Raw genomic sequence first — 13,148 nt, forward strand, 5'->3', positions numbered from 1 at the left:
ATCGAGACCCTATGCGAGGCCCGTGCGCGCCCCTCACAGTCCGCCGTCAGCGCACTTCAGGAACCCTCACACCCGCCCCCCGCCCCCGCTGAGGGCAGCGTTCCCCGTGGGAAACAGATGTGATGCTGCCGGGTAACACCGGCACCGCACGCTCAAGGACATGACCTCGAATGAGCGTGTGGTGGTGATCGGCACCGGCCTCGCGGGCGTACGGCTCGCCCGGCGGCTCGGTGAGCTCGGCACGCCCGCGCTGCTGATCGGCGAGGAGGAGCACCCGCCCTACAACCGGGTGCTGCTCGCCGAGGTGCTGGCCGGACGGTACAGCCCCGAGGTGATCGCCCTGCCGGCGCCCGCGGAGCTGACCCGCGGCCGGGTCACCGGCATCGACCGTGCCGCGCGCACCGTCGCGTGCGCGGACGGTTCGGTGATCGCATACGACCGGCTGGTGCTGGCCACCGGTTCCAACCCCGTACTGCCGCCGCTGCGCGGGCTGTTCACCGAGGACCACCGGCTGCCCGAGGGCGTGCACGCCTTCCGGACCATGGACGACTGCCTGGGCCTTTCCAAGGCGGTCCGGCCCGGAGCGAAGGCCGTCGTCATCGGCGGCGGGCTCCTCGGGGTCTCCGCGGCCCGGGCGCTCGCCCTGCGCGGCGCCCAGGTCGTGCTCGCCCAGCAGTCCGAGCGGCTGATGGAGCGCCAGCTCGACCCGGGCTCCTCGAAGCTCGTGAAGCGGCATCTGAGCGAGCTGGGCGTGGAGGTGCACACCGAGTGCCGCGTGCGGGACGTGCGCTGCGTCGCCGGTGCCGTCCGCTCGGTGGAGATGGCCGACGGGTACGCGCTCGACGCGGACCTCGTGGTCGTCGCCTGCGGTGTCCGCCCCCGGGTGGGCCTCGCGCAGGCCGCCGGACTCGACGTCCGCAAGGGCGTCGTCGTGGACGACGAGATGCGCACCTCCGACCCGTACGTCCACGCGATCGGCGACTGCGCCCAGCACGACGGCGTGCTCTACGGCCTCGCCACCCCGGCGCTCGAACAGGCCGACGCGCTCGCCGAGTTGCTGGCCGGTGACGCGACCGCCCGGTACACCGGGACGCGTTCGCTGACCCGGCTCACGCTCACGGGGCACGACAGCCCCTTCGACCTCGCCGCGTTCGGCGAGACGGAGGCCCTCCCGGGCGACGACGTCGTCCAGCTCGCCGACGCCACCCGCGGCACCTACCGCAAGGTCGTCGTCCGCGACGACCGCCTGGTCGGCGGGGTCCTCGTCGGCGAACTCGGCACCGTCGGCGCGCTCGCCCGCGCCTGGGAGGGAGCAGAGCCGCTCCCCTCCGACGGCGGCCCGCTGCTCCACCTGCTCACCAACGATGGAGGCTCCTGATGACCGCCACCCCGGAGGCCACGGAGGCCACCCCCACGATCGTGCTCGTCGGCCACGGCATGGTCGGCCAGCGCTTCCTGGAGGCGCTCGCCGAGCGCGGCCTGACCGCCACGCACCGCGTGGTCGTGCTCTGCGAGGAGCCGCGTCCGGCGTACGACCGCGTGCAGCTCACCTCGTACTTCGCGGGCAAGTCGCCCGAGGACCTGTCCATGACGGACATGGAGTTCATCAAGGACCACGGCATCGAGCTGCACGTCGGCGACCCGGCCGAGACCGTCGACCGGGAGGCCCGCAGGGTCACTGCCCGCTCCGGTCTCGTCGTCGACTACGACGTGCTGGTCCTGGCCACCGGCTCCTACCCGTTCGTGCCGCCGGTCCCGGGCAAGGACGCCGAGGGCTGTTTCGTGTACCGCACGATCGAGGACCTGCTCGCGATCGAGGAGTACGCGAAGAACGCCCAGGTGGGTGCCGTGGTCGGCGGCGGTCTGCTCGGACTGGAAGCGGCCGGTGCGCTCAAGGGGCTCGGACTCACCTCCCACATCGTGGAGTTCGCCCCGCGCCTGATGCCCGTCCAGGTCGACGAGGGCGGCGGCGCGGCCCTGCTGCGCACCATCGAGGAGATGGGCCTGAGCGTCCACACCGGCGTGGGCACGCAGGAGGTCGTGGTCGGCGAGGACGGCGCCGTGACCGGCATGAAGCTGTCCGACGGCTCCGAACTCGCCACCGACCTGGTGGTGTTCTCCGCCGGTGTCCGCCCCCGCGACCAGCTGGCCCGCGACTGCGGTCTGACGGTCGGCGAGCGCGGCGGCATCACGGTCGACGAGCAGTGCCGCACGGTGAACGACCCGCACGTGTTCGCGATCGGCGAGTGCGCGCTGGCCTCCGACGGGCGGGTGTACGGCCTGGTGGCCCCCGGCTACGAGCAGGCGGAGACCGCCGCGGCCACGATCGCGGCGGACGAGGCCGCCTTCACGGGTGCCGACCTGTCCACCAAGCTGAAGCTGCTCGGCGTGGACGTGGCGTCCTTCGGTGACGCGCACGGCACCGCCGAGGACTGCCTGGACGTCGTCTACTCCGACTCCCGCTCCGGCCTGTACAAGAAGCTGGTCATCGGCCGCGACGGCACGCTGCTCGGCGGCATCCTGGTCGGCGACGCGGAGGCGTACGGCACGCTGAAGGCGTTCACCGGCTCGGTCCCGCCGGTCTCCCCCGAGTCGCTCGTGCTGCCCGCGGGGTCCGGGGAGTCCGTCCAGCTCGGCCCGTCCGCGCTGCCGGACGACGCGATCGTCTGCTCCTGCCACAACGTCTCCAAGGGCACCATCCGCGGCGCGGTCACCGACCACCAGTGCACGACCGTGCCCGAGGTGAAGAAGTGCACCAAGGCCGGCACCGGCTGCGGCTCCTGCGTCAAGGTCCTCGGCCAGCTCGTCAACGCCGAGCTGGAAGCGAGCGGCATCGAGGTCGACAAGGGCCTGTGCGGCTGCTTCGGGCAGACCCGCGAGGAGCTCTACGAGATCGTCCACGCCCTGCGTATCAACACCTACCAGGACCTGCTGGACCGGCACGGCCGCGAGGAGGCCCGGGGCGGTGACGGCTGTGAGATCTGCAAGCCGGCGGTCGGCTCGATCATCGCCTCCCTCGCCCCGGCGATCGGCGCGAGCGGCTATGTCCTGGACGGCGAGCAGGCCTCCCTCCAGGACACCAACGACCACTTCCTGGCCAACCTGCAGAAGAACGGCTCCTACTCCGTCGTCCCGCGTATCCCCGGCGGTGAGATCGCCCCGGAGAAGCTGATCGTGATCGGCGAGATCGCCCGCGACTTCGGCCTCTACACGAAGATCACCGGCGGTCAGCGGATCGACATGTTCGGTGCCCGCGTCGAGCAGCTCCCGCTGATCTGGGCCCGCCTGGTCGACGCCGGCTTCGAGTCCGGCCACGCCTACGGCAAGTCGCTGCGCACGGTGAAGTCCTGCGTCGGCCAGACCTGGTGCCGCTACGGCGTCCAGGACTCGGTCCGCATGGCGATCGATCTGGAGCTGCGCTACCGGGGTCTCAGGTCGCCGCACAAGCTCAAGTCGGCGGTCTCCGGCTGCCAGCGCGAGTGCGCCGAGGCCCAGTCGAAGGACTTCGGCGTGATCGCCACGGCCAACGGCTGGAACCTGTACGTCGGCGGCAACGGCGGCGCTACCCCGCGCCACGCGGACCTCCTGGCCCAGGACCTGTCGGACGCCGAACTGATCCGCCTGATCGACCGGTTCCTGATGTTCTACATCCGTACGGCCGACCGCCTGGAGCGCACCTCGACCTGGCTGGAGCGGATCCCGGGCGGCCTGGACCACGTGAAGGACGTCGTCGTCCACGACTCGCTCGGCATCTGCGACGAGCTGGAGAAGCTGATGCTGGCGCATGTCGCGTACTACCGCGACGAGTGGGCCGAGACCATCAACGACCCCGAGAAGCTGGCCCGGTTCGTGTCCTTCGTGAACGCGCCGGACACCCCGGACCCGGTCGTCGCCTTCGTGCCCGAGCGCGACCAGATGAAGCCCGACCTGCCGCTGCTGTCCATCGGTATGCGACCCGCCGACGTTCTGGAAGGAAGCGCCCAGCGATGACCCTGGCACCCGAGACCACCGAGCTGAAGATCGAACTCGCCCTGGACGGGGACTGGTTCACGGTCTGCGACCTGAGCACCCTGCTCCCTGGCCGCGGGGTGGCGGCACTGCTGCCGGACGGCCACCAGGCCGCGATCTTCCGCGACCGCTCCGGCGAACTGTTCGCCATCGACAACCGCGACCCCTTCACCGGCGCGGCCGTCCTCTCCCGCGGCCTGACCGGCACCCACCAGGGCCGCCCGTTCGTCGCCTCGCCGCTGCTGAAGCAGCGCTTCGACCTGGCGTCCGGGGAGTGCCTGGACGACGAGACGGTACGGGTGACGGCGTACAAGGTGCGGGCGGCGTAGGAACGCCGGGCTTCTGTCGGGTTCCTGTCGAGTTCGCCGACCGGGGAGCGGTGCGGGGGGTACGTCGCGTTTCATCGAGGCGCACCCCCACCTTCCCTCCCACGGAGGCGCGATCATGACTCGGAACCACTTCCAGCCGTCCCGGCGGACCGTGCTCGGCGGGGCCGTCGCCGCGCTCGCGGCCGCCGGTACGGGCACGGTCACGGCACAGGCCTCGCCCGGGGCCTCGTCCCGGGCCTCGGCCTGGCCGGGCGAGTTCCCGCTGCCCGACGGGTGGCTCCCCGAGGGGATCACCACAGGCAGTAGGCCGTACGCGTACATGAGTTCACGCGCCGACGGCTCGATCTACCGCACCGACCTGCGCACCGGCGAGGGCCGCGTCCTGCACCGGGGCGCCACCGGCCTCGCCTCGATCGGCCTGAAGCTGGACCGCGACGGCCTGCTGTACGTGGCGGGCGGAGCCGGAGGCACCGCGAAGGTCGTCGACGCGCGCGACGGTGAGCCGCTGACCACGTACCAGCTCACCCGGAACGCCGCGCCCTTCATCAACGACGTCGTCCTGCACCGGGACCGCGCCTGGTTCACCGACTCCCGGGACGCCGTGCTCTACGGTGTCCCGCGCGGCCGCGCGGGCGAGGTGCGCGCCCTCCCGCTCACCGGCGAGTGGGTGCAGGCACCGGCCGGGACCAACAGCGCCAACGGCCTGGTCGCCACCCCCGACGGACGCGGCCTGATCGTCGTCAACGCGGGCCGGTTGTACACCGTCGACCTCCGGAACGGTCACGCCACCGAGGTCGCGCTGACCGGCGCGGCCGACGTGACCAACGGTGACGGCCTGGTCCGACTGGGCCGCACGCTGTACGTCGTCCAGAACCGGCTGAACAAGATCACCGTCTGGGACCTCGACCGTAACGCGACCGCGGCCACCCTGCGCAGGACGATCACCGACCCCCGCTTCGACGTCCCCACCACCGCCGCCCGCTTCGGCGACCGCCTCTACCTCGTCAACGCCCGCTTCACCAGCCCGCAGACGCCGGAGACGACGTTCAACGCGGTGTCGGTGTCGCTATGAGGGAGGTGGCCGGGGCGGCTCCGGCGGCGCGTGCGCAGTGCGGCCAGTCGCCGAAGTCGCGGTCCTCGCTCCACAGCCGTCTGGCCGCCTGGATGTTCCACTCCGGGTCCAGGGCCTGACGCGGGGTACCGCCCAGTTCGCGCAGCCGGGCGTCGGAGATCTGGAACAGGCCCCAGTTCCGGGTGCCGTTGGTGTTGGGCAGGATGTGCAGCGGGTCCAGGAAGGACTGGCAGTCGGCGATGGCCACCGCCTTGTCCGGAACCTCGGGGAACACCTCCCGGACCCGCTGCCGCACCTTCTCCTGCGACCACACGCTCATCCTGACCCGTGAGGCGTACAGCGCCTTCTTGGTGGGTTCCCCGACGACGCCGTTGGGCTGGATCCCGGCCAGCACCTGGAAGGCGGTGACACGGCGCAGGGTCTGCGGCCCGAAGCTCCCGTCGACGCCGATGTCCGCGCCCTTGGCGTGCAGCAGGCGCTGCACCTCCCGTACGCACTCGTCGTGCTCGCCCATGGCGATCACGGGCGGGCAGTTGGCCGAGAACAACGGCCGGTCGTCACCGGAGCCGCGTTGGCCGCCGCCGTTGCCGGACGGCGTCCGGGCGCCGTACAGCGCCCAGGCGGAGACGCTGAGGGCCGCGAGGATCGCGGCGGTGACGACGGTGGTGCGGAGGCGGCGCCGGCGTGTGCGGTCGGTGGGCCGGGGCGCGGGGGCCGGTACGGGGCCGGGCTCCCCGGCGGTGTCACGGGCCGGTTCCCCTTCCGTCTCCTCCTCGGCTTCCGGTGTCTCTTCCGCTTCCGTCTCCTCCCGCACTCCTTCTTCGGCTTCCTGTCCTGTGTCCTGCTCCGTTTCCGTTCTTGTTTCCGCTTTCTCTTCCTCGGCTCGGACCGCCGCGGTTCTCGCCGCGTCCGCCAGGGCCCACAGGCGGTGCAGGGTGCGGAGTTCCTCCGGGGTCGCGCCGCAGACCGTGGCCAGCCGGTGGACGCTGCCGTAGTCCTGGGGCACCGAAGTGCCGCGGCAGTAGCGGTGCAGGGTCGACCCGGCCAGGCCGGATTTCCTGGCGAGGGCCTCGTAGCTCAGGCCCGACCGGCTCTTCAGCGAACGCAGCAGCGCGGCGAACCGTTCCGTTTCCGGGCATACGGACATCGGGTTTCCCCCCTCGGACACCCCCACGGGCGCTGGTCGGGCGCCTCAGGCGCCACTGTGCCACCAAAGGCATCCCATGGCCGTCCCAACGGTTTCGGAACGCGCCAGTCAGGCGCCGTCCCACCCGTCCCGGCATCCCAGCCGGCCCCGCTGTCCTTGCCGGACCGATGCGGCCCTTGCCAGCGTCGGGCCGTCCGAACGACCGGCCCTCCGACTCTCGAGGAGACCAGGCTCATGCGCCTTTCCGTCCGCAGGTACTCCCGCACCACACCGCTGTTCGCGGTCCTCGCCGTCAGCGCCGCCGCCCTCACGACCCTGGCCGTGCCGTCCTCCGCTTCGGCCGCCCCGGCCGCTCCCGCGGCGGTGGACTGCGCGAGTGGGCACATCTGCTTCTGGACCGGCGCCAACTTCACCGGCAGCAAGTGCGCGTGGGACGTCGCCGACCCCGACTGGCAGAGCGGCGCCATCAGGTGTTCCTGGGCCGCCACGACCAACGTGAAGTCGGTGTGGAACGCCGGCACCAGCAGCTCCACCGGTGTCGCCTACTACCGGGGCGCCGACTACAGCGACCGGATCGGCTGCACCCGGCAGCAGCACGGCGGCAACCTGGCCGGTACGTACAAGGTCCGCTCGCACCGGTGGATCAGCGGCAGCTGCGGCTGACGGGGCCGGGGACACGCAAGCGGTGGCGTGCACGCCCGCTCCTGCGCGCACGCCACCGCTGCTCGTCCCGCGTGGGGGGTCATCCCAGGAGGGATGAGCGGGACTGTTCCTCCGGGAGGGGCCGGGTGTCGAGGTAGAACCACTCGGCATCGGCGGTGGGCCAGGGCGACGGCTCCCCCGCGCCGGCCGGCTCCTCGCCCATGCCGGCGACCGGGCGCCTGGGCAGCGGGGCGGCGGCCGGGGCCTCCGCCACGGACGCGGCGGTACGGGACCCGGCCGGTCCGGTCTGCCTGGCCTCCCCGGGCATCAGCAGTTCCACCCGGATCCCCAGTCCCCGCTGCTGGGCGGTGAACTCCTCGACCTGGCTGCGGCAGGCGTGGTCCAGGTGGGTCACGCCGGTCAGATCGAGCCGGATGCGCGGCTTCCCGGACGCGGCGGCCGCCTCCAGCGCCTCGATCACCTTCGGCAGGCGCAGGAACGTGGCGTTGCCGGCCATCACGACCTTGGCCGTGTCCTCCTCCATGTGCTGGCGGATCACGGTCTGCGACATGCGCAGCGCGGCCAGCACGATCCCCGCGGCGACGCCGAACAGCACGCCCTCCAGCAGCGCGGTCGCCACGATGACCAGCGTGGTCAGCGTCATCACCGCGAACTCGCCCCGGTCCTGCCGCCACATCTTCGGGAACTCGGCGGGCGCGAACAGCTTCCAGCCGCTGTGCACGAGGACACCGGCGAGCACGGAGATCGGGATCAGCGCGAGCACCTGCGGCAGCAGCAGCGCGAACGCGAGCAGCCACAGGCCGTGCAGCGTGCGGGAGAGCCGGGTCTTGGCCCCGGCCTGGACGTTCGCCGAACTGCGGGCCACGACCGCGGTGATCGGCAGTGCCCCGAGGACGCCCGCGACCGTGTTGCCGACGCCCTGGGCGACCAGCTCGGTGTTGTAGCGGGTGCGCGGGCCGCTGTGCATCCGGTCGACGGCGGCGGCCGTGAACAGGCTCTCGGCGGACGCGATGACCGTGAACGTGAGGATGGCGGTGATGATCGCCCCGTCGGTGAGCGCGCCGAACTGCTCCGCTCCCGGCAGGTTCACGGACGCGAGCAGATTGCCGACCTGGAGCGTCTTCACGTCCACGCCGGGCAGTGCGGCGACCACGATGCCGATGCCGACGGCGACCAGCGCGGCCGGGATCTTCCCGGCCGGGCCCGGCACCTTCTTCCACACGAAGCTGAGCACGATCGTGACGATGCCGAGCAGGGTGGCGATCATCGCCTGCGGGTTCGTCAGGATGCCTGCCAGCAACCCGGGGATGCCGGCCATGTTCTCGATCGCGGTGCCGGGGGCCTTGTCGTCGGCCATCGGATAGGCCTGGCTGAACATCAGCGGCACGCCGATGCCGGCCAGCATGCCCTGGACGACGGCGACCGAGGTGGCCTGGAACATCCGGCCCAGTTTCACCAGCCCCAGGACGATCTGCAGCAGCCCCGCGAACAGCACGATCACGCCGAGCATGGCCACGCCGACGTCGGCGACGGTGTCCGCCACGAGCGCGGCGAGTCCGGCGGCCGGGCCGCTGACCTGGAGCGTACTGCCCTTGACCGCGCCGACGACCAGGCCGCCGATCACCCCGGAGATGATCCCGAGTTCGGCCGGAACCCCCGAGGCCACGGCCACACCGATGCACAGCGGCAGCGCGACGAGGAAGACGACGAGCGAGGCGGTGATGTCGGTGACGAGGTCGGCCTTGGCCCCGGCCTTGCCTGCCGCCCCCTTCGCACCCCCCGTCACCATCCGGACGAGCCCGCCCAGCCCGCCTTCCCCGGCACGCCCTGCCGGACCTCCGGGAGAGCCGCCCCCCGCCGGGCCTGCGCCGGGACCGTCTCCTGCCGGGCCCGCGGCGGGACCGCGTAATGCCGGACCTCCGGCATGCCCACCCACCGACGTGCCCACGCCAGGACCCCCCGATGCCGGACCTCCGGCAGGCCCGCCCCCCGCCGGGCCTCCGCCGAAGCCGCCCCCCGGACGGACCCCGGGCGCCCCCGCCGCGCCTCCCGCCGGCCCGTCCATCGCACCGGCCCGCCAGTCCGAGGCACCCCCTCCGAAGCCACCCGACCGCCAGTCGCCCCCACCCTCGGAACCACCGCCGGCCCCCCAGTCAGCGACCACATCCGAAGCACCGGCCGGCCCCCAGCTCCCGGTGCCCTCCCCGGGACTGCCCGGCCCCCAGCCAGTGGGGCCGTCCGCCCCCCAGCCCGTGGGGCCCTCCGAACGACCACCCGCCCCCCAGCCGGCGGCGGCATCCGCTGACCCGGCCGGTCCCCAACTCCCCGTGTCCTGCCCGGGACCGCCCGGTCCCCAGCTCGCGGCAGCCCCAGACGCCCCCGACGCCGGACCGCCCACCCCTCGACCGGTCCCGCCCTCGGAACGACCGCCGGCTCCCCAATCCGCGAGGGCCTCCGAAGACCCTCCCGACCCCCAACTCCCCGTGCCCTCCCCGGGACCATTCGACCCCCAACTCCCCGTGCCCTCACCAGGACCACTCGCCCCCCAGCCCCCCGTGTCCTGCCCCGGACCACGACCGCCGCTCCCCCAGTCCGAAACGCCCCCCTCGGCCCCGGCCGCTCCCGGGTCCGCCATGCCTCCCCCCGGGCCGGCCCCCCGGCCACCCCGTGCGGCAGCACCCCGTCCCCGCGCATGCGCCCCGCTCACGCGGCATGCACCTGGAAGGTGCCGTCGTCGCCGCGTTCGTAGACGAACCCCGTGTCGACCTCGTAGTACCAGCCGTGCAACCGCAGCCGGCCCGAGTCGAGGCGCTGTCGGACGACCGGGTAACTCCGCAGTGCGGCCAGCTGGTTGACGACGTTGCCCTGGGAGACCTCCGGCAGTGACGGGTCGTCCGGCGCGGTCTCCAGTACGGACGTCAGCTCCGGGCGGGCGATGCGGAGCCAGGCGTCGACGCCGGGCAGCGCGGACAGGTCGTCGCCGGACTTCAGCGCGCCCATCGCACCGCAGTGTGAGTGACCGCACACCACGATGTCCTGAACCCCGAGCACCTCCAGTGCGTACTCGATGGTGGCCGCCTCGCCGGAGGCCCCGGGCCGTCCGTACGGCGGCACGATATTGCCCGCGTTGCGCAGCTCGAATATTTCGCCGGGCCGTGCGCCCATGATCAGTGATGGAATGACCCGCGAATCCGAGCAGGTGATGAACAACACCTCCGGATATTGCCCGTCAGCCAGTTTCCGGTATTCCCCGCTGTCGAAATCGATGCGTGTCCTGAACGTGCGGGCCCGATCGAGCAGTGCCTTCAACTCCGCCTCCTGAACTGGGGTTTCTTCCTCTGCACCCCACCGTAGACGGCCGACCTACAGAGGAAGGTTAAGCGAACTCCAGGCCCCGGACAGGAATTGAACATTCTTTGTCCCGCATATACAGACGAACGGTCGTCTTGTAGCGTGTGAACTCCCGGGCGGAGAATGCGAATTCACGCTGCCCGGATTCATGCCGGCTCACGGAGAGACAGGACGTATGGGCATACGAGTGCTGCTCATCGAGGACGACGAGACGATCGCCGAGCCGCTCACCGAGGGGCTCGGCCACTTCGGACTGACGGTCGATCATGTCGCCACGGGCACGGACGGGCTGAGAGGCCCGTACAACGACGTCGTCCTGCTCGACCTGGGACTGCCCGACATGGACGGCATCGACGTCTGCCGGGGCATCCGGCAGGTCTCGGACGTCCCCATCGTCATCCTCAGCGCACGCGGCGAGGAGGCCGACCGCGTACTGGGCCTGGAACTGGGCGCCGACGACTACCTGGCGAAACCTTTCAGCGTACGAGAGCTGGTGGCCCGGGTCCGAGCGGTGACCCGGCGCACGCAACGCACCCAGCAGACGTTCCCGGAGCCGCCGGCCACACCGGGCACACCGGCCGGCCCCGAGACACGGCAGCAGCCACAGCCACAGCCGTCGTACGAACCGACCCCCGCCCTCTCCTACGAGCCTCCCGCGGCGGCCTCGTACGACCCCGCCCCCGACCCCCCGCACGACCCGGGCCCGCTCGTGGTGGACCGCCGTACCCGCCAGGTCTGGGTCGGCGAGGCCCCCGTCCTGCTCACGCCCAAGGAGTTCGACCTGCTGGCGCTCCTCAGCGAGGACCCGGGCGCGGTCTACTCGCGTCAGCAGATCCTGGACCGCGTCTGGGACCCGCACTACGACGGCCCGACCAAGACACTGGACGTCCATGTCGCCGCGCTGCGCCGCAAGCTGGGGCATCCGGCGTGGATCCGGACGCTGCGGGGCGTCGGCTTCCGGCTGTCCGTGCACACCGGGCCGACCGCCGCGCAGGTGGCCTCTCCGTGACCCGCCGGCTGCTGCTCAGCTACCTCAGTCTCGCCGCGCTGGTGCTGCTCTGCCTGGAGATCCCGCTGGGCTTCGTCTACTCGCGCGGGGAGCGGGAGCGGGTGGTCAACGCGGCGAAGGACGAGGCCGAGTCGGTCTCCGCGTACGCCGCGCTGTCCCTCGCGGCGGGGCGGGCCGAGCGGGACCTGCCCAAGCGGGTGACGCACTGCGCGCAGCGCATCGGCGGGAAGGTGGTGATCGTCGACGCCTCGGGCGCGTCGCTCGCCACCTCCCACCCCAGGGACCCCGCGATGTCCGGCAATCTGGCCGCTCGGCCGGGCATCGCGGCGGCATTGCGGGGCACCTCGACGGTGGACGTCCGCACCTCCACCATCGGGGGCGTCGAGTACCTGTCGGTGGCGGCGCCGGTCGGCCAGGAGGCGCGGCCGGTGGGCGCGGTGTGGCTGACAGTGCCCACCCGCATGGTGCACGAGCGCGTCCACCACGTGTGGCTGCTGCTCGCCCTGGGCGGCTTCGCCGTGCTGACGGCGGTCACCGCGGTCGGCTTCGCCTTCGCCCGCTGGACGAGCCGCCCCATCCTCGAACTGGAGCAGGCCACACACGAGCTGGCCGAAGGCGGCGGCCCGTTCACCCCGGTGACGATCACGAAGGGTCCGCCGGAGGTCCGCAGCCTGGCCGCCGCGTTCAACCACACCGCGGCCCGGTTCACGCATCTGCTCGCCTCCCAGCGGGCGTTCGCGGGCGAGGCCTCGCACCAGTTGAAGACTCCGCTGGCGGCGCTGCGGCTGCGCCTGGAGAACCTGGAGCCGGACATCGCCGCCCGGGCCCGGGGCAGCCTCACCGCCGCCGTCACGGAGACGGACCGGCTCGCCCGGATGGTCGAGCACCTGCTGGCGATGGCCCGCCTCGAGGAGCACGCGGCGATCCCCGCCGCCGTCGACCTGGGCGCGGTCTGCACGGAACGGCACCGCACCTGGCAGCCCATGTTCGCGCGGGAGGACGTCTCCCTCGTGCTCTTCGCGGGGAGCGTGGGCCCGGTGCTCGCGGTGCCGGGAGCCGTCGAGCAGATCATGGACAACCTGCTCTCCAACGCGCTGCGGGCGTCCCCGGCAGGCAGCACCGTCACCATCGAGCTGCGTCTGCAGGCCCCCTCCCGCCGGGCCCTGCGGGACAGCCGCCCGCGCTGGGTCGACCTGCACGTCACCGACGAGGGCCCGGGCATGACGGAGGAGCAGCGTGCCCGCGCCTTCGACCGCTTCTGGCGCGCCCCGGGCGCTCCGAAGGGCGGCACGGGGCTCGGCCTCGCCCTGGTGCAGCGGCTCGCCCACGCCAGCGGCGGCGAGGCGGCCCTGCACGCGGCGGCGACGGGCGGCCTGGACGTGGTGATCCGGCTGCCGTCCGTACGCCCGCCGGTCGAGGGGCCAGGACCGGGCGGCGACCGGTCGAGAAGGCCGCGACGGGAGGCGCCGGCCCTGCCCGCGTGAGCGCGGGCGTGCGAACGTGGAGGCGGCACACAGCATGCCGCCCCGCGGCCACGAGGTGTCCATGCCCCGTCAACCCTGCCCCCAT

At 72.5% G+C, this 13,148-nt stretch carries 10 protein-coding genes; 7 read left to right on the forward strand and 3 right to left on the reverse strand.

Annotation, left to right across the window (positions count from 1 at the left end; all coding sequences use genetic code 11):
• The first annotated feature begins 160 nt into the window (after positions 1-160).
• The 4 genes from ACFZBT_RS00530 (at position 161) to ACFZBT_RS00545 (ending at position 5,409) form a co-directional block, all read left to right on the forward strand.
• Positions 161-1,378 carry an FAD-dependent oxidoreductase gene (locus ACFZBT_RS00530; RefSeq protein WP_391097376.1) on the forward strand — a complete coding sequence of 406 codons (1,218 nt, stop codon included), beginning with the start codon at positions 161-163 and terminating at the stop codon, positions 1,376-1,378.
• Complete coding sequence (nirB, locus tag ACFZBT_RS00535; protein WP_391097377.1) at positions 1,378-3,990, forward strand: nitrite reductase large subunit NirB; 2,613 nt, start codon at positions 1,378-1,380, stop codon at positions 3,988-3,990. Before ACFZBT_RS00530 ends, nirB begins: the two co-directional genes overlap by 1 nt.
• Positions 3,987-4,337, forward strand: a complete 351-nt coding sequence (nirD, locus tag ACFZBT_RS00540; RefSeq protein WP_391097378.1) for a nitrite reductase small subunit NirD — start codon at positions 3,987-3,989, stop codon at positions 4,335-4,337. Before nirB ends, nirD begins: the two co-directional genes overlap by 4 nt.
• Before the next feature lie 115 nt (positions 4,338-4,452).
• Positions 4,453-5,409, forward strand: coding sequence for an SMP-30/gluconolactonase/LRE family protein (locus ACFZBT_RS00545; protein WP_391097379.1), 957 nt, complete (start codon positions 4,453-4,455; stop codon positions 5,407-5,409).
• Here the strand turns inward: ACFZBT_RS00545 and ACFZBT_RS00550 are convergent.
• Positions 5,384-6,556, reverse strand: coding sequence for a helix-turn-helix domain-containing protein (locus ACFZBT_RS00550; protein ID WP_391097380.1), 1,173 nt, complete (start codon positions 6,554-6,556; stop codon positions 5,384-5,386). The genes ACFZBT_RS00545 and ACFZBT_RS00550 overlap by 26 nt on opposite strands.
• Positions 6,557-6,790: 234 nt before the next feature.
• Between ACFZBT_RS00550 and ACFZBT_RS00555 the strand changes: the two genes are divergently transcribed.
• Positions 6,791-7,219, forward strand: a complete 429-nt coding sequence (locus ACFZBT_RS00555; RefSeq protein ID WP_391097381.1) for a peptidase inhibitor family I36 protein — start codon at positions 6,791-6,793, stop codon at positions 7,217-7,219.
• A gap of 79 nt (positions 7,220-7,298) precedes the next feature.
• On the opposite strand, the gene ACFZBT_RS00560 is transcribed toward ACFZBT_RS00555, so the two are convergent.
• Positions 7,299-9,008, reverse strand: a complete 1,710-nt coding sequence (locus ACFZBT_RS00560) for a SulP family inorganic anion transporter (protein ID WP_391097382.1) — start codon at positions 9,006-9,008, stop codon at positions 7,299-7,301.
• A gap of 914 nt (positions 9,009-9,922) precedes the next feature.
• A complete protein-coding gene (locus ACFZBT_RS00565) occupies positions 9,923-10,528 on the reverse strand; it encodes a carbonic anhydrase (RefSeq protein ID WP_391097383.1) in 606 nt (201 codons plus the stop codon).
• A gap of 217 nt (positions 10,529-10,745) precedes the next feature.
• Between ACFZBT_RS00565 and ACFZBT_RS00570 the strand changes: the two genes are divergently transcribed.
• Together ACFZBT_RS00570 and ACFZBT_RS00575 are read left to right on the forward strand one after the other, a co-directional pair.
• Positions 10,746-11,579 (forward strand): winged helix-turn-helix domain-containing protein, encoded by an 834-nt coding sequence (locus tag ACFZBT_RS00570; RefSeq protein ID WP_391097384.1) that lies wholly within the window; start codon positions 10,746-10,748, stop codon positions 11,577-11,579.
• Positions 11,576-13,063 (forward strand): ATP-binding protein, encoded by a 1,488-nt coding sequence (locus ACFZBT_RS00575; RefSeq protein WP_391097385.1) that lies wholly within the window; start codon positions 11,576-11,578, stop codon positions 13,061-13,063. Before ACFZBT_RS00570 ends, ACFZBT_RS00575 begins: the two co-directional genes overlap by 4 nt.
• Positions 13,064-13,148 lie beyond the last annotated feature (85 nt).

The sequence above is a fragment of the Streptomyces sp. NPDC008137 genome, from assembly GCF_042957035.1.
GTDB lineage: Bacteria > Actinomycetota > Actinomycetes > Streptomycetales > Streptomycetaceae > Streptomyces.